The sequence below is a fragment of the Microbacterium keratanolyticum genome (genome assembly GCF_016907255.1).
Lineage (GTDB): Bacteria > Actinomycetota > Actinomycetes > Actinomycetales > Microbacteriaceae > Microbacterium > Microbacterium keratanolyticum.
Map to the genome: position 1 here is coordinate 1,408,525 of NZ_JAFBBQ010000001.1, position 26,422 is coordinate 1,434,946.

The following is a 26,422-nucleotide window of genomic DNA, read 5'->3' on the forward strand; positions in this document are numbered from 1 at the left end:
ATCGCATCGCGAGGCTGAGGATATGGAGATCTTCGGAGGACTGCCTCTGCCCCTCGCGCTGGCGATACTGGCGCTCGTCGACAGTCTGAGCATCGGCACGCTGCTCATCCCTGTCTTCCTGCTGCTGAGCCCGGGGCGGGTGCGCGTGGGGCGCATCCTGCTGTATCTCGCGACCATCGCGGGCTTCTACTTCCTCGTCGGTCTGCTCTTCCTCTGGGGCCTGGTGAATGTCGTCGACGTCGCCGCCGACTTCCTTGCGTCGCCGGTGGGCGTGGGAATCCGCCTCGCGATCGGGATCGCCCTGCTGGTCACGTCCTTTCTGATCCCCAGCGGAAAGAAGACAGCGGATGCGTCGGCCGCACCCGCCGCCGGCTCGATCAGCGTCTCCTCGACCGCTGCCTCTGGCTCCTGGGTCGCCGGCACGAGTCTGAGTGCGTCGACGGCCTTGCCCGCCCCGACTCCGGACGCGAGCGCCGCGGCCCCGGAAGGGCGGGTCACGCGCTGGCGTGCGCGGCTGCTCGATCCCCGGACGCGCGGATCCGCCGTCATGGTCGTCGCGCTGACGGCCGGCCTCGTCGAGGTGGCGACGATGCTGCCGTACATCATGGCGATGACGATGCTCGCGGATTCGGGCGTGAGCACGCCGATGCGGGTGGTCTCCCTCGTCGGCTACTGCGCGCTGATGACCGTTCCCGCACTGTTGTTGCTGCTGCTCCGCCTCGTCGCCGCCGGCATCGTGCAGGGTCCGCTGGAGCGACTGGCCGCGTGGATGCAGCGCACCGGTGCCGAGAACACGGCGTGGATCGTGGGCATCCTGGGGTTCCTCATCGCCCGTGCTGCGGCGACCGAACTCGGCCTCCTCGACGGCGTGGGCTCCTTCCTGGACTCGATCACCTGACCACGCGCGCGCGTCGCGCGCACACGAAGTAGGCTCGTCGGGTGCGTCTTGTCATTGCCCGTTGCTCGGTGGATTACACCGGCCGCCTCAACGCTCATCTCCCCCTCGCCACGCGTCTGCTCGTGCACAAGGGAGACGGCTCGCTGCTCGTGCACTCCGATGGTGGCAGCTACAAGCCCCTCAACTGGATGAGCCCGCCCTGCTCGCTCGCCAACGAGGAGCCGGGCGAAGAAGAGGCATCCGCGGGCGTCGTCGAGGTGTGGCGCGTGACGCACAAGAAGACCGGCGATGCGCTGCGTGTGCAGATCTATGAGGTGCTGCACGACTCGGCGCACGAGCTCGGCATCGACCCCGGGCTGCAGAAGGACGGCGTCGAAGCCGACCTGCAGCGCCTGCTCGCCGAGCAGGTCGATCTGATCTCGGATGGCGCGACGCTCGTTCGTCGCGAGTACCCCACGGCGATCGGTCCCGTCGACCTGCTGGTTCGGGATGCCTCGGGCGCCGCCATCGCCGTCGAGGTGAAGCGCCGCGGCGACATCGACGGCGTCGAGCAGCTCACCCGCTACCTCGAGCTCATGGGCCGCGACCCGCACCTCGCCCCCGTGCAGGGCGTCTTCGCGGCACAGGAGATCAAGCCCCAGGCCCGTGTGCTCGCCGAAGACCGCGGCATCCGGTGCCTCGTCCTCGACTACGACGACATGAAGGGCATCGAGTCGGGCGCTCCGCGTCTGTTCTGAGCCGCCGCGAACGCCCATAGGCTGGGAGGCATGTCTGCCTCCCCCTACACCTGCATCCTCTGGGACGTGGACGGCACGATCGCCGACGCCTCGCCCGGCATCCTTCCGCGACTCGTCGAGACGCTCGCGACCTTCGGGATCGATGCTCCGGATGCCTCGCAGCTGTCGCACTGGATCGGCCCGCCGCTCGCGCTCTCGTTCCGCGACTTCGCTGGACTGGATGAAGCGAGCGCAGAAGAGGCGGTCCGTCGCTACCGTGCCCTGGCCGCGCGCGACGGCTACGCGGCATCCGTGCACATCTATGACGGCGTTCCCGACGTGCTCCGCGCCGTGCAGGCGGCAGGCATCCCCCAGTCGACGGCGAGCACGAAGCCCGAGAATCAGGTGATCGCGATCCTCGAGCACTATGAGCTGTTGCCGCTGTTCACGGCTGTCTCGGCGGCCACGACCGGCCCCGCCGGCAACCACGAGGGGAAAGACATCGTCGTCGGCCGCGCCCTGGAGCGCCTCGCCGCCGCCGGCGCCGACATCTCGCGCCCCGTCCTGATCGGCGACCGTCACCATGACGTCGACGGCGCGAAGCCGTTCGGCATCCCGGTCATCTTCTCGGCATGGGGATTCGGCGACCCGAGCGAAGCCGAGGGGGCGATCGCCATCGCCGAGTCGGCCGCTGATCTGAAGGCGCTGCTGCTTCCTGGCTCCTGAGCACGCAGCATCCACCTGCTCGAGACACAGAACTCCCCGGGTCGCACGTAGCTGTGCGTCCCGGGGAGTTCCTGAGAAAACTTGCGCGGCGAACCGCGTCCGTCACTTAGAGGGGACGGATGTTCTCGGCCTGCAGGCCCTTGGGGCCCTGCGCAACGTCAAACTCAACGCGCTGGTTCTCGTCGAGCGAGCGGTAGCCGTTTGACTGGATGGCGGAGTAGTGCGCGAACACATCGGCGCCGCCGTCATCGGGGGAGATAAAGCCGAAGCCCTTCTCCGAGTTGAACCACTTAACTGTGCCCTGGGTGCTCATTTACTGCCGTTCTGCTGATGGGGCGAAGCCGACGCAGGATGCACCGACGAAGCCCACGCTAGTAGAGCAAGTGCAAGTCGGCGCAAGATTTGAGACCAGAAGGTAACCCAAATGTTGCATGAAGACCCGTTTTGGGTGCTACGCGCGTGCGATACCGGGCAAAAAAGTGGCCCTCACCGCGGGGGGAGCAGTGAGGGCCGAAGACGACCGGAGGGTGCGTCAGACTCCACCCTATCGCGCTTCAGAGATTTTTGTCCCCCATTTGGGGGACAAATCTGAACTTTGGTGGCACAATGATCTCGGGGGAGGACAAAAACGCGAAGTTCCCGATCGCGAATGGGGTCGCAATCGAGATCGTCGCTCACCTGGACCGCGTGAAAACTGGAGAGCATCGCTGATCTTGGGGAATCGGCAACGTTGGACGTCTCGAGCACCGACAACACTTGCACCCACAGCACACGCGGCCCAGGTCCGGACTCTTGACGATCGCGTCGTCGATCGCACCGCAAAGAATGATCCCCTCGAGTGTTTCATTGGGGACGAGCACTCGAGGGGACCCATTTGCCTACGCCAGATCGCCGGCTCTGGGGAAGCCTCACTCGTGGATCTGGGGAACCCACGCTTCGCGATCAAATCCCCGGCGCATGCGACTCTCACACTAGGGGAGCGTAGGTTCCTTGTAAATGCTCCTTCTGTGGCGTTATGACACTTCTGGTCACCGCAGACGTCAGCAGTACGCGAGCACTTCGAGAGCCGGGCCGTTCGGCACCAGTGTCCCGACCCAGAGCTCCACCTCGTCGACCACGACATCCTCCAGCTCATCGCGACTCCAGCCGCGTGGGCGCGCGGGAACCCCCGGCTCCCATCCTTCTTCGGTCCACGTCACCCCGAACAGGTGGCGCTCCTTCTGAAACCGCTGGTTGAGCGCGAAGACATCGGCGCCCTCGAACTGCGCGTAGACATCGAACGGCCCCTCGCCGTCCTGCCCGACGAAGACGCCAAGCGTCAGCGTGACATCCGCCTCTTCGGCCGCATCAAGAAGACTGCGCAGCTGCGCGGATGCCACCTCTGTCGTCGATTCGAGAATCGGACGCAGTGCGGCGAGGTACTCCTCTTTCGACATGACGATCAGCGTAGCGGCGGGGACTCGACGACCGGGTGCGGCGTCTGCGCCTCGACCGAACAGGACCTACGCATCCCGACGGAGGCTCTGCCTGTTCGCCGCGAAACCCGCAACCACGACGCACACCGCGGACACAGCGATCGCCGAGAGCATCGGCAATGCAAGATCGACGAAATCTGCGCCGGATGCCGTGAGAAGCGTGGTGGGCACCCACGGCCCGAATGCGCGGATGCTGTTCAACAGTGGCAGCACGAGCATCAGGACGGTCGTGGCGGCGATCGCCGCCGCCGTGCGTCGGACGAGCGCCATGATCAGAAATCCGATGCTCATCGCCATGACGAGGTAGAGGGCGGACGAGAGTCCCACAGCGCCGACGAGGCTGGGCGGGAGCTCTCCGATGAAGACGGTGGTGAGCCCCACTGCGAGCAGCAGCGCCACGAAATAGCTGGAGATCACGGCAAGACAGCACAGGGCGAGACGGGGCACGGAGAGAGAGGCAAGATTCCCGACTCGGGTGCGGTAGAAGATCGACGATCCCGGCCGTGCGTCCCAGCCGAGTGAGGTGATCGCCATCACGACGGCGAGAATGAGCCCGAGCTGCATGGCGCTCTGGTTGAACAGCGCGATCCCGTCTGCAGGAGTTGCCTCAGCGGCTTCGATGCGCAGTTGCTCAGTGCCGGCAGCGGCTTTCAAGATCTCGGGCATCGAGAGCGCGAGCGCCGGGCCGGCCAGGCCGAAGAAGCCGAAGACGACGAGCACTCCGATCAGAAGACCGGATCGGCTGAGGCGACGCATCTCGACCTGCGCAGAGATGAGGAGCAGAGTCATGAGCGTTCCGTCCTCTGGATGATGCGAGCGAAAGAGGCGTCGAGATCACGGTCGCGGAGGGTGACTTCGAGGATGGGCGCACGAAGGATCCCCAGCGCGACGATGAGCCGGGTCGCGGCGACCTCAAAGCTGGGGAACCGCAGGGTGCAGAGCGTGTCCGTCTCAAACACGATGCGGGCCTCCGGAACCACGTCAGCAAGATCCGCCGCGCTGAACGGTGCGGGTGCGCCGAGACGGACTCGCCACACAGGTTCGAGCCCGTCGGTGAGGATCGACTCGGTGCTTCCCTGAACGACCACGCGTCCCTGATCGATGACAACGATGTTGTCGGCAAGCTGCTCGACCTCGCTGAGCATATGGCTGGAGAGCAGGACGCAGCGGTCGCGCTTCTGCTCGGCGATGATGTCGCGCACGTCCGCGCGTCCGACCGGATCGAGGGCGCTGTTCGGCTCGTCGAGGATCAGAACCTCCGGATCAGTGACCAGGGCCGCAGCGATACCCAGACGCTGAAGCATCCCGCGCGAGAAGTCGGCCACGCGACGATCCATCACCGATCCGAGTCCACAGGCCTCGAGCGCGCCACGAGAGAGCCGGTCCGCGTTCGCGCCGCGTCCGCCGCTGTCACCCCCACGTGATACCGCGAAAGAGACCTGCACGACTTCCCGGGCCGTGAGCCAGGACTCGAACTGCGGCACGTCGGGGCAATAGGCCACCCGTGTGTTCGGTGAGCGGAACTCGACAACGCCCGATTCTGCCCGGGTGAGACCCGCGATGATGCTGAAGAGCACCGTCTTGCCCGCTCCGTTGGGCCCGATCACGGCGGTGACGGCCCGTTCCTGAGCGATGAATCCGACGTCGCGGATGCCCCCACCTCCGGGATAAACACGGGTGAGCTTCTCAACGGTGAGAGCCGCGGTCAATGGAGATCCTCGTCTCGAAGTTCTTGCCCCCGGGCACGACCGCCGATGAGGTAGATGACGGCGCCTAGTGGCACCACGAGCACCACGACCAGCGCCCACGCCCATTTGGGAAGGTGCCGGACGGGCGCTCGGACAATCTGGACGAGCGACCATCCGATGAGGACGGCCACGAGAATGAGCACGGGCGCGAGCGGGATGAGCATCGCCGGGTCGATTCGCACGAGGTTCATGCGAGCTCAGCCTCGTCCGCCGCGGCTTCCGTGCCGACATTGTCTCGCGGCATCAGCACAGTGGTGAGCGTGCGGCGCCGGCGATGCTGAGAAGGTTCATTGGTCAGCATGGCCTCGAGCGCGCCCATCAGAGCCCGGCCGAACTCGTCGACTTCCTCGTCGCTCGCCCAAAATGATGCCTGCGCGAAGCTCACACGGTCTGCGAACAACTCCCTGTCGGCCTGGCGGAGGTAGTCCCCGAAGTCCCGGACGAGACCGGAGGTGAACACTGTGAATGCGGTCAGCAGCTCCTCACTGCTCAGCGATTTCAGTTCCTCGGCCGTAGGGTTCGAGATCCCGGGAGCCAGACGATACGTCCTCTCGCTGGCGCCTCGGATCTGCCGCTCTTCAGCCACCTCGAGCAACTCGTGGACAACCAGGTGGCCGACATGGCGATACAGGGTGGCGATCGGGATGTCGGGCAGCCGCTCATGCAGCTGGTGCGTCGTCAGTTCCGCCTCACCTAACAGTGACTGAACGATACGAAGCCGTACCGGATGCAGCAGTGCCGAAGAAGTCTCCATGCCCGAACCATATCAGTATTGATATTGATATTGATGGCTTCGACCCAGAATCACGCAATGGCGATGCGCGCGAAAACGAAGAAAGGCCATCCCGAAGGATGACCTTTCTTTTCCTGTGCGCGAGGGGGGACTTGAACCCCCACACCCTTGCGAGTACTGGCACCTGAAGCCAGCGCGTCTACCTATTCCGCCACTCGCGCATGTCGCGCTCCGAAGAACTCAACTTCCCGAGGATATCACGCGTTGTGACACCATCCGAACCCGAGCGCGGCCCGGGAGCGGCGCACGCAGCAGATCGCAACGGAGAAGTACCCGGTACGGCCAGGAATCGGGCGGCATTCAGGTCATCTGACTACGATGGCGTTACCGATCGGTCAGCCATGGGAGCCCAGTGGGACTACTAGACAGCTTTGAGAAAGGTCTTGAGCGCGCTGTGAACAGCGCCTTCGCCAAGACCTTTCGCAGTGGCATCCAGCCGGTGGAGATCGCGTCGGCGGTGCGCCGCGAGCTCGACACCAAGGCGGCTGTCGTCAGCCGCGACCGCATCATCGCGCCCAGCAACTTCGTCGTGCATCTGAGTGGTGAAGACGCCGCCGCGATGAACGGTCTCGGCTCCGCGCTCACCGACGAACTGCACACGCTCGTCGCAGAACATGCGCGTGCGCAGGGGTACAGCTTCGCGGGCCCGCTCTCGATCACGCTCGAGGCCGACGACAAGGTCGCCACCGGCACGGTGCATGTCGACTCGGGTTCGTCGCAGGGGCGGGTGACGTGGCAGGCGGTCCTCGAGGTCGATGGCCGACGACACACTCTTACTCAGGCGCGCACCGTCGTCGGCCGCGGCAGCGACGCCGATCTGACGATCGCCGATTCGGGATCGAGTCGCAAGCATGCCGAAATCCTCTGGGACGGCGAGCGCGCCATGATGCGCGACCTCGGGTCCACGAATGGCACGAAGGTCGATGGCGTAAAGGTGCGCGAGGCACCGCTCACGTCCGATACGGTCATCACTATCGGACGCACCGACCTGGTGTTCCGCATTGTTCCTGTCGCCGCGCGCCCACGCTCGGCCGGGGGCGACGATGCCACCCGCACCTTTGGAGTGATGCCATGAGTGAGCTGACTCTGCTTATTCTGCGCATCGGCTTCCTGGTGCTGCTGTGGTTCTTCGTGTTCGCGGTGGTCTATTCGCTACGTGCGGATCTGTTCGGCGTGCGGGTGCGCAAGATGCCCCAGACCGCGGATGCCACGGCAGGGTCCGCTCCGCCGGTCGCCGCCGCGCCGAAGGCTGCGCCTGCGCGCAGCCGTGCGGGCGAACCGGCCACAGCCACCTCCGTGAAGACGCTCGTGATCACCTCGGGTCCGAAGGCGGGGCTCGAGATTCCCCTGGAGTCGGAGTCGATGACGATCGGCCGCTCCAGCGAGTCGGGTCTCGTCATCCGCGATGATTACACGTCCAGCCATCACGCGCGCCTGCAGCTGCGCGGCGGCCAATGGGTGATTCAGGACCTCGACTCCACGAACGGCACTTTCCTCAACGGTCAGCGCGTCAGCGGCACCGCCGCGGTCACGATCGGCACTCCCATCAAGGTGGGCGCGACCACGTTCGAGCTGCGAGCCTGACCGCCGCCATGGTCTTCGAGGGCTCGAGCGCCGCGATCTCCCATACCGGGCGGGTCCGCTCCAACAACCAGGACTCCGGGTACTCCGGGGCGAACCTGTTCGCCGTCGCCGACGGCATGGGCGGCCACGCAGGCGGAGATGTCGCCTCGAGCATCGCGATCCACCGGCTTGAGGGCCTGGACCAGGGCTTCCCCTCGACGCAGGACGCACAGGCGTCGCTGCAGGCTGCGGCGACGACGGCGGCTGGCGACCTGATCCGTGCGGCGAAGGATCGACCCGAGCTCGCCGGCCTCGGCACGACGCTCAGCGCGATCATCATGGTCGATGACTATGCGGTGATCGGTCACATCGGCGACTCGCGCATCTATCTTCTGCGTGACGATGAGCTGACGCAGATCACCGCAGACCACACTTTCGTGCAGCGCCTGGTCGATTCGGGCCGCATCACGCTCGAAGAGGCGCGCTATCACCCGCGCCGGTCTGTGCTCATGCGCGTGCTCAGCGACATGGATGCCGACCCGGAACTCGACATGTTCGTCATGCCGACGCAGCCCGGTGATCGCTGGCTCCTGTGCTCGGACGGACTCTCCGGCGTCGTGGATGACGCGCACATCGAGAAGGTGCTGCGGATGGGCTTCGCGCCCGGACGCTCCGCCGATGTGCTGCTGAAGCAGGCTCTCGATGGCGGCGCACCGGACAACGTCACGATCGTCATCGTCGACGTCGGCGGTCACCACCCCCTGATGTCCGGCACTCCGACGATCGTCGGATCTGCGTCGAACCCGCAGGGCGTTCTCATCCCCGCTGCGCGTGCTCCTCGCTCGAACTGGCTGCACCCCGTTCGTCAGGCCGCGAACGAGCCGTCCCACTTCGAGCCCGCGGCGGAGTACCTCGAAGAGCTCATCGAGGAAGACCGTCGGCGCGCGCGACGCCGCCGCGTCGGCTGGTTCGCAGGCCTGCTGCTCGTCATCGCGATGCTCGTGGGTGTCGCGTTCGCCGGGTACGCCTGGACCCAGACTCGGTACTTCGTCGGCGTCGACGACGGTGTCGTGGTGATCTACCAGGGCATCCAGCAGGACATCGGCCCCATCTCGCTGTCCAGCGTCTGGGCAACGACGAGCATCGAGGTCGACGATCTTCCTGGTTTCGACCGATCCCGCGTCGAGGCGACGATCACCGCCCGTTCACTCGACGATGCCCAGCAGATCGTCCAACGTCTGCGCGATTCCGCGAAGGAGGGCCGATGAGCACGGATCAGATCGACGTCTCGGCCGACACGAGCGTTGTGCGCGCGCTGAAGAAGATCCGGATGCCGCAGTCGCAGCGCAACCGCGAGTTCTGGCTCCTGCTGTTCGCGAGCGCCGTCTCGGGTGTCGCGATCACCCTCGTGCAGTTCGGCGCGCTCGGACAGGTCGACCCGATGATCCTGTTCATCGGCGGCGGTCTTGCGGTGCTCGCGTTCGCGCTGCATATCGTGCTGCGTTTCGTGGCGTCCGATGCGGATCCCTTCGTCCTGCCGATCGCCACGGCTCTCACGGGCCTCGGCATCGCGATGATCTACCGGATCGACATCGCCCAGCGGAACACCGGCTGGGAGGCGTTCTCGAACAAGCAGCTCGCGTGGACGGCGATCTCACTCGCCGGCGCGATCGCTCTCGTGATCGTTCTCCGCAACTACCGCCTGCTGTACCGCTACACGTATCTCTCAGGACTCATCGGCATCGTCCTGCTGCTGCTCCCCTTCGTCCCGGGTCTGCGCGTCGCCGATGCGAACGCGGACGTGTGGGTCTCGCTCGGCGGCATCTTCTCGTTCCAGCCCGGTGAGCTCGCGAAGATCTTCCTGGCGATCTTCTTCGCCGGCTATCTGGTGCGCACGCGCGAGAGCCTGTCGTCCGTGGGCAAGCGGGTTCTCGGAATCACCTGGCCGCGCATGCGCGAGCTCGGGCCTGTCATCGTGGTGTGGCTGATCTCGCTCGGCATCATCGTGAGCCAGCGCGACCTCGGTACCGGCCTGCTCATCTTCGGCATGTTCGTCGCGATGCTCTACGTCGCCACCGGCAAGACGAGCTGGGTGCTCATCGGACTCAGCCTCGTCGCGGTCGGTGCTGTGATCGCTACGCAGATCCTCTCCTACGTGCAAGGGCGCTTCCGCAACTGGCTGGACGCCTTCAACCCCGACCTGATCGCGGCCGACGGTGGCAGCTACCAGCTCGTGCAGGGCATCTTCGGACTCGCGCACGGCGGACTCATCGGCACCGGCCTCGGCCAGGGGCGGCCGCACCTCACGCCGCTCTCGGAGAGCGACTACATCATCCCGAGCCTGGGCGAGGAACTCGGTCTGATCGGGCTCTTCGCGATCCTGTGTCTCTACATGGTGTTCGTCAGCCGCGGTCTGCGCATCGGTCTCGCCGGACAGGACGACTTCGGCAAGCTGCTCGCGACGGGCCTGTCGTTCACGATCGCCCTGCAGGTGTTCATCATGGTCGGCGGTGTCACACGTGTCATCCCGCTCACGGGTCTCACCACGCCGTTCCTCGCTGCCGGTGGCTCCTCCCTCGTCGCCAACTGGCTCATCGTCGCGCTCCTCCTGCGCATCTCCGATGGTGTCCGCCGCCAGCCCCGGGTGGTGATCGGATGACCAAGGAACTGCGCCGCATCAGCATCGTGATCCTGCTGATGTTCATGTCGCTGTTCGCCGCGATCAGCTGGATCCAGGTGATCGAAGCCGAAGCGCTCGGGCAGCACGAGCAGAACCGCCGTACGCTGCTCGACAGCTACGAGATCCAGCGCGGATCCATCCTCGCCGGCGGCACGCAGATCGCCTCCTCGACGCCCACCGACGACATGTTCTCGTTCCAGCGCGTCTACGTCGACTCTGCGATGTGGGCCCCGGTCACCGGCTACTACAATCCGGCGCTCGGCAGCGCGACGGCCATCGAACGTGCGCTCAACAGCGAACTGTCCGGCACCGGGGGCACGAACTTCTTCGCCAGCATCGAACGCATCATCTCGGGCCAGCCGCAGCGCGGGGCGAACGTGGTGCTCAGCCTCGATCCCGCGGTGCAGCAGGTCGCCTACGACGCCCTCGTCTCCGAGGGATACGAGGGCGCGGTCATCGCGATCGAGCCCTCCACCGGCCGTGTGCTGGCGATGGTGTCGACGCCGTCGTACGACACGAATCTGATGGCGGTCCACGATGCGGATGCTGCCGAGGCGACGTTCGCCGCGCTCGAAGACGATCCGACCGATCCGCTCTCGAACCGTGCCATCGCCGGCAACATGAACCCTCCCGGGTCGACCTTCAAGATCGTCACGGTGGCGACAGCACTGGCATCCGGCAAGTACACGATGGATTCGATGATGCCGAACCCGGCGGCGTACACGCTGCCCGGCACCAGCACCTCGGTGCAGAACGCCTGGGGCGGCACCTGCGGCGGCGGCGCCACGGTATCGATCGGCGACGCGCTGAAGCTCAGCTGCAACATCCCGATGGCAGAGCTCGCCGTCGAGCTCGGTGACGACGCGATCCTCGCGATGGCCGAGAAGTTCGGCTTCAACCTGAGCTTCGACATCCCGCTGGAGTCCACGCCGTCGAGCTACCCGCGCGGCCTCGATGCCGCGCAGACGGGCCTGACCGGCTTCGGACAGGGTCCTGTCATCGCGAGCCCGCTGCAGATCGCCATGGTGTCGGCTGCCGTCGCCAACGGTGGGGTCGTGATGAACCCGCGCATGGTGGACAGCATCCTGGGTGACGACCTTTCCGTGCTGAAGGCCTTCGAGAACTCGGAGTTCGGTCGGGCGCTGAGCGCAGATGAGGCGAAGGCACTCACGCAGGTCCTGGTCGCCGGCGTCCAGAGCGGCGCGGCACAGGGTGCAAGAATAGACGGAGTCGATGTAGCCGGTAAGACGGGCACGGCGGAGAACGGTGACGAAAAGCCATACACGCTGTGGTTCACCGGGTTCGCGCCGGCTGACAATCCGGAGGTCGCTGTTGCCGTTGTCGTCGAAGACGGCGGCGGCAAGGGTCAATCCGGTTCGGGTGATGAGATCGCATCCCCGATCGCAAAGAAGGTCATAGAGGCGGTGCTGAGCAGATGAGGCCGACGCAGGGTGTGTCGTTCGGTGGTCGCTACGAGCTGTTGTCGCGTATTGCGATCGGTGGCATGGGCGAGGTGTGGGAGGCGACGGATCACGTCATCGGACGAACCGTCGCCATCAAGATCCTCAAAGACGAGTACATGGGAGACCCGGGGTTCCTCGAGCGTTTCCGTGCCGAAGCTCGTCACGCCGCCTTGGTCAACCATGAGGGCATCGCGAGTGTGTTCGACTACGGCGAGGAGAACGGCAGCGCCTACCTCGTCATGGAGCTCGTGCCCGGCGAGGCCCTGTCGACCATCATCGAGCGTGATGGCTCGCTGAGCGCCGACAAGACGCTCGACATCGTCGCGCAGACCGCCGCAGCTCTCCAGGCCGCACACGCCGCAGGCCTCGTACACCGTGACATCAAGCCCGGCAACCTGCTGATCACACCCGACGGCCGCGTCAAGATCACCGACTTCGGTATCGCCCGCATCGCCGACCAGGTGCCGCTCACGGCCACGGGCCAGGTCATGGGCACCGTGCAGTACCTCTCTCCGGAGCAGGCATCCGGTCACCCGGCATCTCCGGCGACCGACATCTACTCGCTCGGCATCGTCGCGTACGAGTGCCTCGCGGGCAAGCGTCCCTTCACCGGCGAGTCGCAGGTCGCGATCGCGATGGCCCAGATCAACGAGCAGCCCCCGCCGCTGCCGACGACGATCCCCGTCCCGGTGCAGAACCTCGTCATGGCGATGATCGCCAAGAAGCCGGCCGAACGTCCCTCTTCTGCGGCGACCGTGGCTCGGGCTGCGCAGGCTCTGCGTCGCGGTGACCTGAACTCCGCCGCCATCGCCATTCCGGCGATCGCGACGGGTGTCGGCGGCGCCCAGGATGACATGACCCAGCTGCTGACGCCCGGCGTCGACAGCGCCACGCGCATCCTTCCGGCGACGGCCCAGATCCCGACGGATCAGAACGTCGACGCCGAGACACCGGCGAAGAAGAAGCGCAGCCCGTGGACGTGGCCGCTCATCGCCCTGATCGGACTGCTCGTGATCGTGCTGATCGGCACCGTGATCGCGCTGATGAGCAATCAGGGCACGCCCGAGACGAAGCCCACCGACACCGCGCCGACCTCGGCATCGCCGTCGACGTCTCCCAAACCCACTCCGAAGCCCACGACGGAACGCGTCGACATTGCAAGTCTGGGCCTCGTCGGCCTGACCTGCGACGACGCGAGTGCCAAAGCAGCAGCGGCCGGGCTCGAGCCCGTCTGCGCCGCCGGCTCGGCGGCTCCGTCCGACGACAAGGTCGGCACGGTCGAGAAGATCTCGCCCTCGTCCGGCAACGTCGACAAGGGCACCACGGTCACGCTCACCATCTACGGCGACCGGATCCCCGTCGGCGCGCCGACCGGCGCTCCGGCTCTGGTCAATGGCAGCGAGGTCGAGGCCAGCACGACCGTCGACATCAAGTGGGGTGCCTTCACCTGCCCGAGCGGTACCGGCAATGTCAGCGGCTACAACGTCACCCTGACAAACGGCACGTTCGTCACGAACGGCTCGTCGACCGCCACCTTCGGCGCGAACGAGCTGCGTGCGACGATCTCGGTCGCCAACGCCCCGGGTCAGCAGCTGACCGCTGTCTACACGGCGCTCTGCTCGGGTGGCGATGGTGGTGACCGCCGCGAGTCCGGTCCGTCTCCGCAGATGTCGGTGCCGATCGTCGCGGGCGGTTCCACAGACGGCACGACCGATGGTGCAACCGACGGCGCGACAGACGGCGCCACGGACGGCGGTTCTGCAGGCTAGTACGGGTAGCCTTAGTCCATCATCGCGAGAAGGCTCGCGACGGGTATGAGCTGTTCGTCTAGCAGGGGGTCGATTCGTGTCAGCGGAACCACGCGTTCTGTCGGGCCGCTATCAGGTCGGTGAACTCATCGGTCAGGGCGGAATGGCTCGGGTCTACCGAGGAACCGATCTGACGCTCGGCCGCACTGTGGCGATCAAGATCCTCAATCCCGAGCTGGCCCGCGACACGGCATTCCGTACGCGATTCCGTCTGGAGGCGCAGGCGGCGTCCCGCATGGCACATCCGTCCATCGTCCGTGTCTTCGATGCGGGCGAAGAGAGCGAGACCGATGCGCAGGGCACGCACGCCGTGCCGTACATCGTGATGGAGCTCGTCGACGGCGAGCAGCTGAAAGACGTGATCGCTCGCGGTCCGGTCGATGTCGCAACAACGGTGAAGTACGTCGACGGCATCCTCGAGGCGCTGGAGTACTCCCATCGTGCAGGTGTCGTGCACCGCGACATCAAACCCGGCAACGTCATGATCACGACCGGCGACAAGGTCAAGGTCATGGACTTCGGGATCGCCCGTGCTGTGTCGGACTCGTCATCGACGGTCGCTGAGACGACGCAGATCATCGGGACCGCCGCGTACTTCTCGCCTGAGCAGGCGAAGGGCGAGCAGGTCGACGCGCGCGCCGACCTGTATTCGACCGGAGTCGTCCTCTACGAGCTGCTCACGGGTCGCCAGCCCTTCCGTGGCGATTCGCCCGTCGCTGTGGCGTACCAGCACGTCAGCGAGGCGCCTGAGCCGCCGAGCGAGGTCACCGACAAGGCGCCTCGGTCGATGGATGCGATCGTGCTCCGTGCGCTCGCAAAGGATCCGTTCCAGCGCTTCCAGGATGCCGCCACGTTCCGCGCGGCACTCGATGCCGCCGTCACGGGCAAGGCCCCGACCAAGAAGCAGCTCGGCGAGCTCACGAGCGAGCTGTACGGACCGTCCCCGCGCCAGGCGGCGGAGACAGCACGATCGCTGCGCCAGCTCAGCAGCGACACCACCATGGTTCGCACGCAGTCCGGTCCCCCCGTGGCGTGGATCTGGGCGGGGGTCGCGCTTCTGGCCGTGCTTCTGGCGTCGGTGCTCATCTGGGTCGTGACGATGCGTCCCGCGAATGACCTTCCGACGAGCTCACGCACCGTGCCACTGCTGACCGGCATGACCTACGAGCGCGCCGAGGCAGAGCTCGAGAAGCACGATCTCAAGGCAGCCCGCCTGAACGAGTCGAACGCCGAGGTCGCGGAGGGCAATGTGATCCGCTCTTCGCCGTCCGCGGATGCGCGCCTGGAGGCCGGCCAGACGGTGACCCTGTTCGTGAGCACGGGGGCCGAGATGGTGAAGGTGCCGGTTCTCGTCGGCCTCTCGCAAGAAGCCGCGAAAGCCGCGCTCGAGGCGGCGGGGCTGGTCGTCGGGTCGGTCAAGCCGGTGAACGACATTCAGGCCGCAGCCGGTACCGTCCTGAGCGCCAGTGTCGAGGCGGGTGGCGAGGTCGCCCCGGGCACCGTCGTGGCGCTCGACGTCGCCAGTGGTGTCGTGTCGCTGAAGGATCTCAAGGGCTATCCGCTGGAGGCCGCGCAGCAGGAACTCGAGGCGCTCGGGTTGACCGGAAATCCGGTGGAAGATCCGAACTGCAAGGCGACGGATCCCCGCACGGTGATCTCGATGTCGTCCGCTCCCGGTGATGTTCCGGTGCGCTCCACGATCGATCTGCGGTTCTGCGCCGGCTCCTAGGCGTCAGCGCAGCGGATCGAGTGTCGCTGAGGCAGCGACGGCGGTTGCCGATCCGCACTGCTCCAGCCAGTTCGCGAGCAGGCGGTAGCCGCTTTCGGTGAGCACGCTCTCGGGGTGGAACTGCACTCCCCAGATCGGGAGCTCACGGTGCTCGATCGCCATGACGGTCCCCTCGAGCGTGCGCGCAGTCACGACGAGATCATCGGGCAGGGCCGTCTCCGCGACGGCGAGCGAGTGGTAGCGTCCTGCACGGAAAGGCGACCGGATGCCTTGGAACAGCGCCGTTGCCTCGTGCCGCACGTCGGAGACCATCCCGTGCTTGAGCTCCGGCGCCCCCGTCACCGCAGCCCCGAACGCCGCAGCGATCGACTGATGCCCGAGGCACACGCCCAGCAGGGGCATCCGCTTCTCTGCGGCGACCCGGACGACGTCCATCGAGGCGCCTGCAGCCTCCGGTCTCCCCGGACCGGGCGAGATGAGCACGCCGTCATAGCCATCGAGCATGGTGTCGAAGGCGCTCCCGTCGTGGGCATCCGACTCGACGAGATCCACCTCGGCACCGAGCTCACGCAGGTAGCCGACGAGAGTGAAGACGAAGCTGTCGTGGTTGTCGACGACGAGCACGCGCGTCGCGCGGGTCACGACAGGTCGACCTCGCCCGGAGTCACGAACGGTGCGATCCACGGGAAGACGTAGAAGAAGAGCCCGTAGAGCACAGCGGCGATGAGCACGAGCAGGATCAGCAGCCGGACGAACCAGGGGCCGGGGAGGATGCGCCAGAGAGCCGCGTACATCACAGGCCTCCTTCGGTGAGTGAGGCGGGCGGACCTTCGGCGCGCGGCTGGAAGCCCTCGAACAGGCCGTAGGCGACGATGCGCTCCGCGAGCGAGTACAGCGGGGAGCAGGCGGTCAGTGTGATGTACCGCTCGCCGGTCTGCATCTGCGGCATCGCCGGCACGTCCGCGAGAACCTCGACCTGGGTGGGCGTGACGTACTCGAGCGTGCGGAAACGGTAGGTGTACCACCCCTCGGGGGTCTCGACGACGATGGCGTCATTGAGCCGCAGCTTGTCGATGAGGTTCAGGGGCTTGCCCCAGGTGGTGCGGTGTCCGGCGAGAGAGAAGTTGCCGACCTCACCGGGCATCTTCGACTGCTCGTAGAGCCCGAGACCGATCTGGTCGAGCGTGATCTCTCGACTCGTGCCACCTGCGATGGGCACGGCGTAGTCCGCGCCGAAACGAGGGATGTGCATGGTCGCGAAGACTTCGCCTTCGGCGGGGTGCGGCAGAATCGGCGGCTCCCAGACTCCTGTGGCCTCAACGTCGACGCTTGGCGCGGGAGGTTCCGGGACCGGAGCAGACGCCCACTCCTCGGAGTACGCGGCACCGCGCTCGTTGTTCTGCGCGCTGATGATGATGTCGCCGATCCACATCTGCCAGGCGACGAAGAGGAGCACGAGCACGCCGGCGGTCAGCAGCAACTCGCCGAGCACACTCGTCACGGTCGCGCGCGGGCGGCGGCGCTGTCGGCGAACGCGCCGCGGCGCAGTCTCCCCCACGGTCAGCGTCATGCCACCGAGTGTAGCTTTCTCCTGTAACGGGTTGCTGATGAGTAGACTGGTCCGCATGGCACGATCCAGCTCCTCTGAAGACAACGTCGTCGACAAGCCCGAAGGCGACGCCGCACCCAACGCGGTGTGGTTCAAGCCCGTGATGGTGGGCTTCATGCTGCTGGGGCTCGTCTGGATCCTCGTCTTCTACATCAGCGGCATGCAGTTCCCGGTGCCCGGCATCGGCTCGTGGAACCTGGTCATCGGTCTCGGTATCGCGATGATCGGCTTCCTGATGACGACGCGCTGGCGATAACGCCTCTTCTTCGAAACGCCCTCGCAACCGTTGCGAGGGCGTTTTTGCGTGTATCGCGACGAAATTGCAGGAATTACACGGGTGTAGTTCTCCCCAGTGTGGATAACATCTGTGGATAACTTCCGGGGTCGACGAGGGCAACGCGCAGCATCCGGATGCGTCGCAGCGAGGGCTATCTCAGGCGGTGAGAAGCAGCGGCGGGACGAAGAAGACGACCAGCAGAAGCACGACCGAAAGCGCCGCGAGCATCCCGATCTGCACCCACTTCTGCGAGGCCTTGCGGGTGCGCGCGAAGATGAAGGCCACGAGTGCACCGACGACCAGGCCGCCAACGTGCGCCTGCCAAGAAATCTGCGCACCAGGCAGGAACCCGAGCGCGAGGTTGATGCCGAGGATCACGACGATGCCCGTGACGTTCGCTCCGAGATGCCGGCCGATGACGAATAGGGCCCCCATGAGGCCGAAGACCGCCCCGGAGGCGCCGATGACCGGCGTGAGCGGAGACAGCAGCGCAACCGCGACGGAACCGCCGAGGGCGCTGATCAGATAGAGCGTGAGAAAGCGGGCGCGGCCGAGCATGGGCTCGAGGCTGCGGCCGATCATCCAGAGCGCCAGCATGTTGAGGCCGAGGTGCCAGACGCTGCCGTGCACGAGCGCCGCCGTGAGCAGGCGCCATGGCTCGAACGGGAAGAGGGAGATCTGTGGAAGCACGTACGGCGTGTAGAACCACAGCGCTCGGGTGACCAGATCGCCGAATCCGGGGATCAGCTGGAGCAGCCCGACGAAGACCGTGACGGCGATGATGACCGCGGTGACGATGGGGGTTCCGCCGAGGGCGACGGCAGAACCCGCCCGCCCGCGCATGCCCCACTGACGGCGGGCACGGCGCTGGGCGGGCGATTCTGACTTTCGCTGCTCTTTCATGCATTCCGGGCAGATGACGCCCACGGGCGCAGGGGTCTGGCATTCAGCGCAGACCGTGCGCATGCACCGCTGGCACAGCACGAAGCTCTGCCGACCGGGGTGCCGGTAGCAGAAGTTGTCGCGGTTGGCGGTGAACTCCGGAGTCGTCATCGAGGATGCGAAACGTGAAAGAGCGGGCGATCAGTTGGCGACGATGTCGACCGAGTGCAGCACGACCGGCTCGATCGGGCGGTCGCCAGCGGCGGTCGGCACTGCAGCGATCGCGTCGACGACAGCGCGCGAGTCGGCGTCTGCGACCTCACCGAAGATCGTGTGCTTGCCCTGCAGCCACGGGGTGGGGTCGGTCGTGATGAAGAACTGCGAACCGTTGGTGCCCTCGACCTCACCGGTGATCGCGTTGCGACGCAGGCCGGCGTTGGCCATGGCGAGGATGTAGGGCTCGTTGAAGTTCAGTTCGCCGTGGATCTCGTCGTTGAAGTTGTAGCCCGGACCGCCGACGCCCTGACCGAGCGGGTCGCCACCCTGGATCATGAAGTTCGGGATGATGCGGTGGAAGATGACGTCGGTGTACAGAGCGCCCTCGCCCGGCTGACCGGTGGCGGGGTTCGTCCACGCGCCCGTGCCGTCGGACAGGCCGACGAAGTTCTTGACCGTGCGAGGAGCGTGCTCGCCGAACAGGTTGATGACGATGTCACCGTGGTTGGTGTGCAGAGTTGCGACGTGGGTTGCGTGAGCCATGCCCTTATTCTCTCAGAGGTTCTCAGTCAACCCATGTCTTCTGCAGCATGCGTCTGGCAAGATGGGGAATCCGAACTCCGTTTCGATTAGGAGGGCCCCGTGAGCCTCAGCCGCAAGCGCAAGAAGGAACTCCGCCGTCTGCAGGGCGACGCGACCAAGCTGTGGGAATCGCAGCAGATTCTGGTCAACGATGCCGCGAACGTCGCCCGCGAGGCGAGCCGCCAGCTCGGCAATTTCGGTCGGGAACAGGTGATTCCTGCCGTCCAAGACACGTATGAACACCGAATCGTCCCTGCGGTCGATCGGGGTGTGAAGTTCTCGAAGCACATCGTCGACGACCGGGTCGCTCCGGCGATCGGCGGCGTTGTCGGCACGGCGCTCTCGGCGTGGGATGTCGCGAACTCAAAGCGCGCTCAGCTCGCCTCGAGCCGTGCCGGAGGCCGTCCGGTCGCTTTCGTGGCTCCGGAGAAGAAGAGCGGACTCGGCGTGGGTGGCGTCATCGCCATCATCCTCGGCGTCGGCGCCGCGATCGGTGTGCTCTACGCCGCGTGGCAGACGCTCCGCGCTGACGACGAGCTGTGGGTCGCTGACGACCCTCTGAGCGCACCTGAGGCGTGAGCGAGACGGCCGCCGACTCCACTGAGGGAGCGGATGCTGACACGCACGCACGCGTACGGAACGCTGCGGCTGCGCGCGGCCTTGACATCGAGATTCGTCAACGGCCGGCGGCGCGCACCCTGCATGAGGCGGCAGAGCTGCTCGGCCTGAGCCCGTCCGGGATCGTCAAGACGCTCGTCGTCAAGCGATCTGACGACACGTACCTGTTCGCGCTGGTCCCCGGTGGGCGCAAGATCTCGTGGCCAAAGCTGCGTGCCCTTGTAGCGGTGAACAAGCTCAAGCTGCCGGAAGCGGATGCTGCGCTGGCTGCGACCGGCTATGAGCGTGGCACGATCGTGCCGATCGGCAGCACGACGGACTGGCCGGTCTTCGCGGATGAGTCGATCATGGGGCAGCGGATCGCGATGGGCGCCGGCACTCACGGCTACAGCCTTTTCGTCGACGCAGATGACCTGATCAGCGCGTACAACGCGACCGTCGCCGATATCTCCGAGCCCGAGTAGGAACGCCTCAGGCCGGCACGGCGATGCCCGCCATTCGGAGGGCGACGTCGACGAGTTTGACGCGCTGCAGTTTCGAGACGGCGGGGAGCGTGAACCAGCCGGCCATGTCCGTGGAACCGTCAAGCTCGAAGCGCAGCGCACCTCCGACGACGTGCGCCCGGTAGAGAATCCGGAGCGTGTGCAGCGGAGCATCCGTTTCCGGCGCTCGAACCCGCTGTGACGCCGGAATGACGCGCGAGTGGATGCCGAGAAGCCCATCGATCTTGACGCGGTATCCCGTCTCTTCGAGCACCTCGCGGCGCGCAGCCACCTCGGGGTCTTCACCGGGTTCGAGCCCTCCACCGGGCATCGTCCACGCGGCGCGGCGACCTTCGATCCAGCGCGCGAGAAGCACCCGGTCGTCATCATCGGTGATGACCGCGTACGAGGCGACCCGCATGTCCACGGCATCACCCTAACCGGAACTGCGACCCGGCCGAGACGACAACGCGTCACATCACGCGGCGCCCACCGAGATACGTCGCTGCCACCTGAGTCTCGGCCAGAGCTTCGGCTGATACCTCCAGCGGGTCCCGATCGACGACGATGAAGTCGGCGAAGAGTCCCGGAGCGAGTGCACCGATCTCATGTTCGCTGAACAGCTGCCAGGCAGCGTTCGTCGAATGCGCGGCGAGCGCATCCGCGCGCCGAACGGGCCGCCCGCCCGGCATCGTGCGGCCCGCGCGCGTGGTGCGCGTCTCGGCAACCGCCATGTTGCGGAACGGCTCGTTCGGGGTGACCCACCCGTCGTTGTGGAACGTGGCACGTTGACCCGCGGCGAATGCGGCTCCCGCGTCGGCCCATGCCCCGCCGTGCTCTGCACCGAAGAGATCGTCAACGAGCACCTCGCCCCAGTAAGTGATGTGATCGACGAAGACGCTCACCGTCACTCCGAGGTCGGCGGCCCTCTGGAACTGCGCTTGGGTCATGGCGCCGACGTGCTCGAGGCGGAACCGGTGATCCTCCAGGTTATGCCGCGTGATCAGGTCTTCATATACGTCGAGGGTGGCGTCGATCGCACGGTCGCCGTGCGCGTGGCACGCCAGCTGCCAGCCCGCCGCCGCATACGGCTCGGCGATGGCGAGGAGCTCATCGGCCGAGTAGTTCGCCACTCCGATGTGCCCCGGTTCGAGCCCGAGATCGCGGGTCGCAGGCGTGTCCAGGTAGGGGAAGCTCGTCGCGATGTTGCCGATCCACGGCGAGCCGTCCGACCAGGTCTTCACCCCGATCTGACGGATCGCGGCGTCGCCCTCACCCCGCTGCGAGACCGCGCCGCCCGGCTGCGACATCTCGTACCACCGCACCCGCAACGGAAGTGTTCCGCTGTCGCGCATGGCCTCGACGACCGGTGTCAGCTGACGATCCCAACTCAGATCGGACACGGTCGTGTAACCGTGTCGGGACAGGTCTGCGAAGTGCGCGGACAACAGCGCGGGAATCGCGGCCTGCGCCTGCCTGAGGAAGGGGGCGAGCACCTGCTGCACGGCTCGTGCTTCGAGCGCCGTGCCCGCGAGATCGCCATTCTCGTCACGGACGAAGGAGGCGCCCGGGGGATCAGGTGTCTCGCGGGTGAGGTTCGACAGTTCGGCTGCTGCGGTGTTGAAGTATGCAGAGTGACCGGAGTTGTGCACGATCACGAGCGGTGTGTCGCCTGCGAGCTCGTCGAGGAAGCGGATGTCGGGAGTGGGCAGCCCGCGCTGCAGCAGCGCATCCCATCCGTTCACGTATACCGGACCGGTGGCTGCCGCGACGGCGTCACGAAGCAGGCGCAGCACGCTTTCGGCTTCCGGGACGACCACCGGGCGGATGTCGACGACGCGGTCTGAGAGAAGGATCGCAGCAGTACCGGGGTGGCCGTGGGGCTCGATGAGACCCGGCATAACCCATCCCTCGAGCTCCTGCGGGGCAGCATCCGGGTACTGCTCGGCGAGAGTTTTGGGCTCGCCCACGGCCAGAACCCGACCGTCGTCATCGACCACGAAAGCATCCGCCTGCGCCTCGACGTGTGGCCAGAAGGGGCGGACGCGTCCGGTGTACATCGTCGTCATGGTGCCAGTTTTGCACCGGAATCATGCGGCAGCAAGGGCAGTGCGGCGGAACTATATACCGGGATTCTCCGCGCGTCTAGGACTGGTACCGTTACCACAACCTTTTTGTAATGTTTCTTTACTTACGTTTGTTATGTTGCTTGACAAATAGTTTGGCGGTGCCCTAGGAATGGTGTGAGCAGGTGAAGCCTCCACCCGGAAAGTGGCTTCCTGCGCTGGGGCAGGGAAGCTGATTCTCGTCGCGCCATCGCGGGTCGGACGGAGTCACCGGCGACCACTACCCTTACTACCCCTCTCAGGAGACAGCTATGCGTGCAACCATCCGTCGCGCCGTCGAGGCGCACAAGGCTCAGCGTGAAGAGAACGGCCAGGCCGGCTTCTCGCTCATCGAGCTCATCGTCGTCGTCGTGATCCTCGGCATCCTTGCCGCGATCGCGGTGCCGATCTTCCTCAACCTGCAGAAGACCGCGCAGGAAGGTGCCGTCGAGTCCATCGCCGCAAACGCCGCAACCCAGGTCGCGTCGAACATCGCGCAGGATGAAGCCGCCAACGAGAACCTCAGCAAGCTCGAGTCCACTGGAAAGGTCACTCTCACGATCGCTCCGGCCACCGGAGCGAAGATCGATGACTTCTGCGTAACCGCGACCAGCACCGAGGACGCCTCGATCGTCAAGAAGGCGGGCCCCGGCTGCTAACAGCCGCGCCACAACTTCCGGGCCGGTGCCCTCACACCGGCCCGGATACCTCTTTAGAACTACTCGCATTACCTCCGCACCACCCGCAGGATCAGCACCACCCGCTGCGCTACCCCGCAGCCCCGTACGACTCCTACCCCCACCCCTTCCCTGCCCCGAAGGGAGTCTGACAATGCGTCAGCACCCGGCAGATGACGGCTTCAGCCTCGTCGAGCTCATCATCGCGATGTTCTTTCTCGCGATCCTCTCGCTCGCCGTCCTCCCTCTTCTCATTGGCGCTGCCAGCTCGAGTGTCGCGAACCGCGACCAGGTCAAGGCGACAAGCTTCGCCACGCAGCAGCTCTCTTCCCTGCGCGCAGGCTTCCCCCTCGATTCGGCAACCACGTGCAGCGCGCTGTCGGCGCGCGAAGCGAACGCCGCCTCTCCCGTTCCGGGGCCCTCCGGCTCAGGAATGACCGCAACCATCGATGTCGCATCGTGTCCTACGAGCACCACCGCCTACCCCGTCTCCATCGACGTCACAATCCGAGTCTTCGATTCCTCCGGCGATGAGCTGACCTCCCTTCCTACTCAGTTCCGGGTGGCCTCCCGATGATCGCTGATCAGAGGGCGTCCGTGCGCCACGTGCTCCGCAACAACAGTGGCGTGAGCCTTGTCGAGCTCATCATCGTCGTGGTCGTCGTCGGAATCATCGGCAGCCTGATCACGATGGTCTTCGTCAATGGGCTGACATCACAGCAGGCGACGGCCGCCCGCGATCTGGCCACGGGACGCGCGACCGTCATCACAGAGACTCTCGCTGATTCGGTGCGCAATGCTGTCACGATCCGCGTCAGTTCCCAGGGCTCGCGCGTCGATGCGGTCGTCCTGCTCCCAAACAACACCTTCGAGTGTCGGGCCTGGGCGGTCAACCGCAATGCTGAACTCGTCTACAGCAGAGGCTCCTCGGCACGCACCTCCAACCCGGACACATGGGGCCCGCTTGCGGAGAAGGTCTCGGGCGCTCTTACGGGATCTCCGGCCCGCGCGTTCGCAAGCGCCGGCGTGAACGCACTTGATATCGGCCTCAGATTCTCTTCGCCGACCACGCGCGAAGAAACGGTGATCACGACGCGCGCCACCGCGCAGGCGAAGACCGAAAGGACCCCACCCGCATGTTGACGAAGCTTGCGCGGACAGCGCGTCGCGAAGAGGGCTCCATGCTGGTCTCGGTGCTCATCATCATGCTGGTGCTCACGGTCGGCGGACTGGTCATCGCCAGTGCGGTGATCAACACGATCGGCGTCGTCGCCACAGGACGGGACAGTGCACAGTCACGGGCCGCGGCTGATGCGGGCCTCGCGGATGTGAGCGCGCAGCTGCAACGTGGAACGATCATCTGCGATCCCCGCGCCGCCGCGCCCGCGCCCGTCTCAGCCCCCGCGGGATCACCGACGGCGTACACGGTCACGATCTCCTGCGGTTCGAACCCGAGCACCGGTCGCAGTGAACTCACCCTTGTGTCGAAGGGTGTGGGCGAGCAGCAGACGGTCACGGAGACGTCGGTGACCTATGGCCCTGGACTCGCCGGCGCGCTCACCACAATGAAGGCGCCGAACGGCACGTTGATGCTGACCGATCCTCGATCCAGCGCCTCCGGCAACGTGCTCGTCAACGACGGCGACTTCATCTGCTCGAACGACGCCCGCATCATCGAGACCGTCGTCGTGCGGAAGGGCTCGGTGCACAACTCAAACCGGTGCACCGTGAACAAGATCATCGCTTCGCGAGGCGTGACCCTGGACACCGGCGCCACCGTCACCGGTGACGTATACGCGCTGGGTGGAACCTTCCGGCTCGGCACGAATGCCGAAGTCACAGGCAACGTGTACGTCGACGGCGATGTCAGCCTCAACGGCGGGAAGATCAACGGCACACTCACCGTCACCGGTCGTGTGACCGGAACGGCACAGATCACCGGCGGCACGTTCACGGGCGGGTTCCAGTCGCCGCCGGAGATCGCGCCGGATGCCTTCCGCTGGATCGACGTTCCGTATCACGGTCCCCTGCCGGGCAACGACGCAGCGATGAACAGATGCCCTGCCGCAAATGCCGGCGCAGACCTTCTTCCGATCGTGAGCAAGACCACTCCCCAGGTCGTCGACTGGCGTGGCTGTACTTCGCTTCTCAACCTCTTCAGCACCGCGCTGGCTCTGCGCACCGATGTGACGATCTACGTCAGCAGGGCCATCAACCTCGACGGCGTCGTTCTCAGCTCCGCAGATGGCGCCCCACATCAGTTCAACGTGATCATGCCGGACGGTGTGACCGACGGTCGACCCACGGGTCCGTGCACGACAGAGAACCGCCTCGATATCTACAGCCTGAAGATGACCCCGGAGATCTCCGGGATCGCGTACTCACCGTGCGCCATCAGTCCCGGTGGCGCGACCTGGAACGGACTCATCTACGGCGGCGATGTGCAGGCGTTCAATGGATCGACCCTGACCTACCGCGACCTCAGCCTCCCGAACGGACAGAAGCTGCGCGAACCCCTGGGCGCCATCCTCAACATGCGGGACATCGGATGACAGCAGTTCTCACCGTCTTCGCCGGCATCCTCGGCCTGGTCATCGGCTCGTTCCTCAACGTCGTGATCGCCCGCGTCCCTGCGGGCGTCGCGCTCACGAGAGAGAGCCAGTGCCCGCGCTGTGATGCCGCGATCCGACCCTGGCAGAACATTCCGCTTCTGTCGTGGATGCTTTTGCGTGGTCGTTGCGCAGGCTGTGGTGAACCCATCTCTGCCCGATACCCGCTCGTCGAGCTCGCGACCGCGCTGCTGTTCGCCGCGACGGCATGGTGGGTGCTCGCCTCCGAACTGGCTTCGATCGCCACGGGCGTCGTCCTGTTCCTCGCCTACGCCTGGTTCGCGGGAATCAGCGTCGCGTTGACCCTGATCGACCTCGACACGCATCGCCTTCCCAACGTGATCGTCGTGCCCTCGATCGTCGTGATCGCTCTTCTCCTCACGGCTGCCGCCATCCTGAGCGGCGACTTCGCCGCGCTCATCCGCGCCGGTATCGGCGGAGCATCCCTCTTCGCCTTCTACTTCATCCTCGCCTTTGTGCGCCCGGGGGCAATGGGCGGAGGAGACGTGAAGCTCGCCGCCGTCGTCGGCCTCGTCCTCGCCTGGATCGGCTGGGGCGCTCTCATCGTCGGCGCGTTCGCGGCCTTCATCCTCGGCGGCATCCTGGGTCTCGCTCTCATGGCGTCACGGCGCGCAACCCGTCGATCCGCCATTCCCTTCGGCCCGTGGATGATCACGGGCGCCTGGGTCGGAATCTTCGCCGGCACGGCGCTCGCCGACGGCTATCTGCAATTGATCGGGGTGAGCGCATGACCCCACACGCGCTA

The 26,422-nt window shown here is 65.9% G+C and carries 31 protein-coding genes and 1 tRNA gene; 18 read left to right on the plus strand and 14 right to left on the minus strand.

Annotated features, from left to right (window positions below):
* Positions 1-22: 22 nt before the first annotated feature.
* The 3 genes from JOD62_RS06675 to JOD62_RS06685 are packed head-to-tail and all read left to right on the plus strand — an operon-like array spanning position 23 to position 2,340.
* Positions 23-898 carry a GAP family protein gene (locus JOD62_RS06675; RefSeq protein ID WP_204938524.1) on the plus strand — a complete coding sequence of 292 codons (876 nt, stop codon included), beginning with the start codon at positions 23-25 and terminating at the stop codon, positions 896-898.
* A 41-nt stretch (positions 899-939) separates the two neighbouring features.
* Entirely contained in the window at positions 940-1,635 is a 696-nt protein-coding gene (gene nucS / locus JOD62_RS06680; RefSeq protein ID WP_204938525.1) for an endonuclease NucS, read from the plus strand.
* A gap of 30 nt (positions 1,636-1,665) precedes the next feature.
* A complete protein-coding gene (locus JOD62_RS06685) occupies positions 1,666-2,340 on the plus strand; it encodes an HAD hydrolase-like protein (protein WP_204938526.1) in 675 nt (224 codons plus the stop codon).
* A 106-nt stretch (positions 2,341-2,446) separates the two neighbouring features.
* Here the strand turns inward: JOD62_RS06685 and JOD62_RS06690 are convergent, their stop codons facing one another.
* The 7 genes from JOD62_RS06690 to JOD62_RS06720 all read right to left on the minus strand — a co-directional run bounded on the left by JOD62_RS06690 (position 2,447) and on the right by JOD62_RS06720 (position 6,517).
* The gene (locus JOD62_RS06690) at positions 2,447-2,653 is read right to left on the minus strand and encodes a cold-shock protein (RefSeq protein WP_110555044.1); all 207 of its coding nucleotides are present in this window, start codon (positions 2,651-2,653) and stop codon (positions 2,447-2,449) included.
* 727 nt (positions 2,654-3,380) lie between these two features.
* A complete protein-coding gene (locus tag JOD62_RS06695; RefSeq protein WP_204938527.1) occupies positions 3,381-3,776 on the minus strand; it encodes a DUF6389 family protein in 396 nt (131 codons plus the stop codon).
* Between the two features lie 66 nt (positions 3,777-3,842).
* Positions 3,843-4,604: a hypothetical protein gene (locus JOD62_RS06700; protein ID WP_204938528.1), complete on the minus strand. Its 762-nt coding sequence runs from the start codon at positions 4,602-4,604 to the stop codon at positions 3,843-3,845.
* Positions 4,601-5,524, minus strand: coding sequence for an ABC transporter ATP-binding protein (locus JOD62_RS06705; RefSeq protein WP_204938529.1), 924 nt, complete (start codon positions 5,522-5,524; stop codon positions 4,601-4,603). The genes JOD62_RS06700 and JOD62_RS06705 overlap by 4 nt, the downstream gene beginning before the upstream one ends.
* A complete protein-coding gene (locus tag JOD62_RS06710; RefSeq protein WP_204938530.1) occupies positions 5,521-5,754 on the minus strand; it encodes a PLDc N-terminal domain-containing protein in 234 nt (77 codons plus the stop codon). Before JOD62_RS06710 ends, JOD62_RS06705 begins: the two co-directional genes overlap by 4 nt.
* Positions 5,751-6,317, minus strand: coding sequence for a helix-turn-helix domain-containing protein (locus JOD62_RS06715; protein WP_204938531.1), 567 nt, complete (start codon positions 6,315-6,317; stop codon positions 5,751-5,753). The genes JOD62_RS06710 and JOD62_RS06715 overlap by 4 nt, the downstream gene beginning before the upstream one ends.
* A gap of 116 nt (positions 6,318-6,433) precedes the next feature.
* Positions 6,434-6,517: transfer RNA gene (locus JOD62_RS06720), tRNA-Leu, on the minus strand.
* Positions 6,518-6,708: 191 nt separating this feature from the next.
* Here JOD62_RS06720 and JOD62_RS06725 point away from each other — a divergent pair.
* From JOD62_RS06725 to pknB, 7 genes are all read left to right on the plus strand, one after another.
* Positions 6,709-7,431, plus strand: a complete 723-nt coding sequence (locus tag JOD62_RS06725) for an FhaA domain-containing protein (RefSeq protein WP_204938532.1) — start codon at positions 6,709-6,711, stop codon at positions 7,429-7,431.
* The gene (locus tag JOD62_RS06730) at positions 7,428-7,940 is read left to right on the plus strand and encodes an FHA domain-containing protein FhaB/FipA (protein ID WP_204938533.1); all 513 of its coding nucleotides are present in this window, start codon (positions 7,428-7,430) and stop codon (positions 7,938-7,940) included. Before JOD62_RS06725 ends, JOD62_RS06730 begins: the two co-directional genes overlap by 4 nt.
* An 8-nt stretch (positions 7,941-7,948) precedes the next feature.
* Positions 7,949-9,187 carry a PP2C family protein-serine/threonine phosphatase gene (locus JOD62_RS06735; protein WP_204938534.1) on the plus strand — a complete coding sequence of 413 codons (1,239 nt, stop codon included), beginning with the start codon at positions 7,949-7,951 and terminating at the stop codon, positions 9,185-9,187.
* The gene (locus tag JOD62_RS06740; protein WP_204938535.1) at positions 9,184-10,578 is read left to right on the plus strand and encodes an FtsW/RodA/SpoVE family cell cycle protein; all 1,395 of its coding nucleotides are present in this window, start codon (positions 9,184-9,186) and stop codon (positions 10,576-10,578) included. Before JOD62_RS06735 ends, JOD62_RS06740 begins: the two co-directional genes overlap by 4 nt.
* The gene (locus JOD62_RS06745; RefSeq protein ID WP_204938536.1) at positions 10,575-12,038 is read left to right on the plus strand and encodes a penicillin-binding transpeptidase domain-containing protein; all 1,464 of its coding nucleotides are present in this window, start codon (positions 10,575-10,577) and stop codon (positions 12,036-12,038) included. The genes JOD62_RS06740 and JOD62_RS06745 overlap by 4 nt, the downstream gene beginning before the upstream one ends.
* Complete coding sequence (locus JOD62_RS06750; protein ID WP_204938537.1) at positions 12,035-13,831, plus strand: protein kinase domain-containing protein; 1,797 nt, start codon at positions 12,035-12,037, stop codon at positions 13,829-13,831. Before JOD62_RS06745 ends, JOD62_RS06750 begins: the two co-directional genes overlap by 4 nt.
* Before the next feature lie 76 nt (positions 13,832-13,907).
* Positions 13,908-15,599, plus strand: coding sequence for a Stk1 family PASTA domain-containing Ser/Thr kinase (gene pknB, locus JOD62_RS06755; protein WP_204938538.1), 1,692 nt, complete (start codon positions 13,908-13,910; stop codon positions 15,597-15,599).
* A 3-nt stretch (positions 15,600-15,602) separates the two neighbouring features.
* On the opposite strand, the gene JOD62_RS06760 is transcribed toward pknB, so the two are convergent.
* From JOD62_RS06760 to JOD62_RS06770, 3 genes are read right to left on the minus strand one after another with little or no spacing between them, the layout of a single operon-like run.
* Positions 15,603-16,241 carry an anthranilate synthase component II gene (locus JOD62_RS06760; RefSeq protein WP_204938539.1) on the minus strand — a complete coding sequence of 213 codons (639 nt, stop codon included), beginning with the start codon at positions 16,239-16,241 and terminating at the stop codon, positions 15,603-15,605.
* Positions 16,238-16,393: a hypothetical protein gene (locus JOD62_RS06765; RefSeq protein ID WP_204938540.1), complete on the minus strand. Its 156-nt coding sequence runs from the start codon at positions 16,391-16,393 to the stop codon at positions 16,238-16,240. Before JOD62_RS06765 ends, JOD62_RS06760 begins: the two co-directional genes overlap by 4 nt.
* Positions 16,393-17,169 (minus strand): class E sortase, encoded by a 777-nt coding sequence (locus tag JOD62_RS06770; protein WP_204938541.1) that lies wholly within the window; start codon positions 17,167-17,169, stop codon positions 16,393-16,395. Before JOD62_RS06770 ends, JOD62_RS06765 begins: the two co-directional genes overlap by 1 nt.
* Positions 17,170-17,224: 55 nt before the next feature.
* Between JOD62_RS06770 and JOD62_RS06775 the strand changes: the two genes are divergently transcribed.
* Positions 17,225-17,464: a cell division protein CrgA gene (locus JOD62_RS06775; protein ID WP_204938542.1), complete on the plus strand. Its 240-nt coding sequence runs from the start codon at positions 17,225-17,227 to the stop codon at positions 17,462-17,464.
* 177 nt (positions 17,465-17,641) lie between these two features.
* Here the strand turns inward: JOD62_RS06775 and JOD62_RS06780 are convergent, their stop codons facing one another.
* Positions 17,642-18,538 carry a rhomboid family intramembrane serine protease gene (locus tag JOD62_RS06780; RefSeq protein ID WP_204938543.1) on the minus strand — a complete coding sequence of 299 codons (897 nt, stop codon included), beginning with the start codon at positions 18,536-18,538 and terminating at the stop codon, positions 17,642-17,644.
* Positions 18,539-18,568: 30 nt separating this feature from the next.
* Positions 18,569-19,126, minus strand: a complete 558-nt coding sequence (locus JOD62_RS06785) for a peptidylprolyl isomerase (RefSeq protein WP_204938544.1) — start codon at positions 19,124-19,126, stop codon at positions 18,569-18,571.
* Between the two features lie 99 nt (positions 19,127-19,225).
* Here JOD62_RS06785 and JOD62_RS06790 point away from each other — a divergent pair, with 99 nt between their 5' ends.
* Positions 19,226-19,744 (plus strand): DNA helicase, encoded by a 519-nt coding sequence (locus JOD62_RS06790; protein ID WP_204938545.1) that lies wholly within the window; start codon positions 19,226-19,228, stop codon positions 19,742-19,744.
* On the plus strand, positions 19,741-20,247 hold the full coding sequence (locus JOD62_RS06795) for an aminoacyl-tRNA deacylase (protein ID WP_204938546.1): 507 nt from the start codon (positions 19,741-19,743) through the stop codon (positions 20,245-20,247). The genes JOD62_RS06790 and JOD62_RS06795 overlap by 4 nt, the downstream gene beginning before the upstream one ends.
* A gap of 7 nt (positions 20,248-20,254) precedes the next feature.
* Here the strand turns inward: JOD62_RS06795 and JOD62_RS06800 are convergent, their stop codons facing one another.
* Together JOD62_RS06800 and JOD62_RS06805 are read right to left on the minus strand one after the other, a co-directional pair.
* Positions 20,255-20,692: an NUDIX hydrolase gene (locus JOD62_RS06800; protein WP_204938547.1), complete on the minus strand. Its 438-nt coding sequence runs from the start codon at positions 20,690-20,692 to the stop codon at positions 20,255-20,257.
* Between the two features lie 46 nt (positions 20,693-20,738).
* Positions 20,739-22,334 (minus strand): amidohydrolase, encoded by a 1,596-nt coding sequence (locus tag JOD62_RS06805; protein ID WP_204938548.1) that lies wholly within the window; start codon positions 22,332-22,334, stop codon positions 20,739-20,741.
* Positions 22,335-22,642: 308 nt separating this feature from the next.
* Here JOD62_RS06805 and JOD62_RS06810 point away from each other — a divergent pair, with 308 nt between their 5' ends.
* The 5 genes from JOD62_RS06810 to JOD62_RS06830 all read left to right on the plus strand — a co-directional run bounded on the left by JOD62_RS06810 (position 22,643) and on the right by JOD62_RS06830 (position 26,408).
* A complete protein-coding gene (locus JOD62_RS06810; protein WP_204938549.1) occupies positions 22,643-23,029 on the plus strand; it encodes a type IV pilin protein in 387 nt (128 codons plus the stop codon).
* Between the two features lie 172 nt (positions 23,030-23,201).
* A complete protein-coding gene (locus JOD62_RS06815) occupies positions 23,202-23,624 on the plus strand; it encodes a type IV pilus modification PilV family protein (RefSeq protein WP_204938550.1) in 423 nt (140 codons plus the stop codon).
* 20 nt (positions 23,625-23,644) lie between these two features.
* A complete protein-coding gene (locus JOD62_RS06820; protein WP_204938551.1) occupies positions 23,645-24,190 on the plus strand; it encodes a prepilin-type N-terminal cleavage/methylation domain-containing protein in 546 nt (181 codons plus the stop codon).
* Complete coding sequence (locus JOD62_RS06825; RefSeq protein ID WP_204938552.1) at positions 24,184-25,599, plus strand: hypothetical protein; 1,416 nt, start codon at positions 24,184-24,186, stop codon at positions 25,597-25,599. The genes JOD62_RS06820 and JOD62_RS06825 overlap by 7 nt, the downstream gene beginning before the upstream one ends.
* Entirely contained in the window at positions 25,596-26,408 is an 813-nt protein-coding gene (locus JOD62_RS06830) for a prepilin peptidase (RefSeq protein ID WP_204938553.1), read from the plus strand. The genes JOD62_RS06825 and JOD62_RS06830 overlap by 4 nt, the downstream gene beginning before the upstream one ends.
* Positions 26,409-26,422 lie beyond the last annotated feature (14 nt).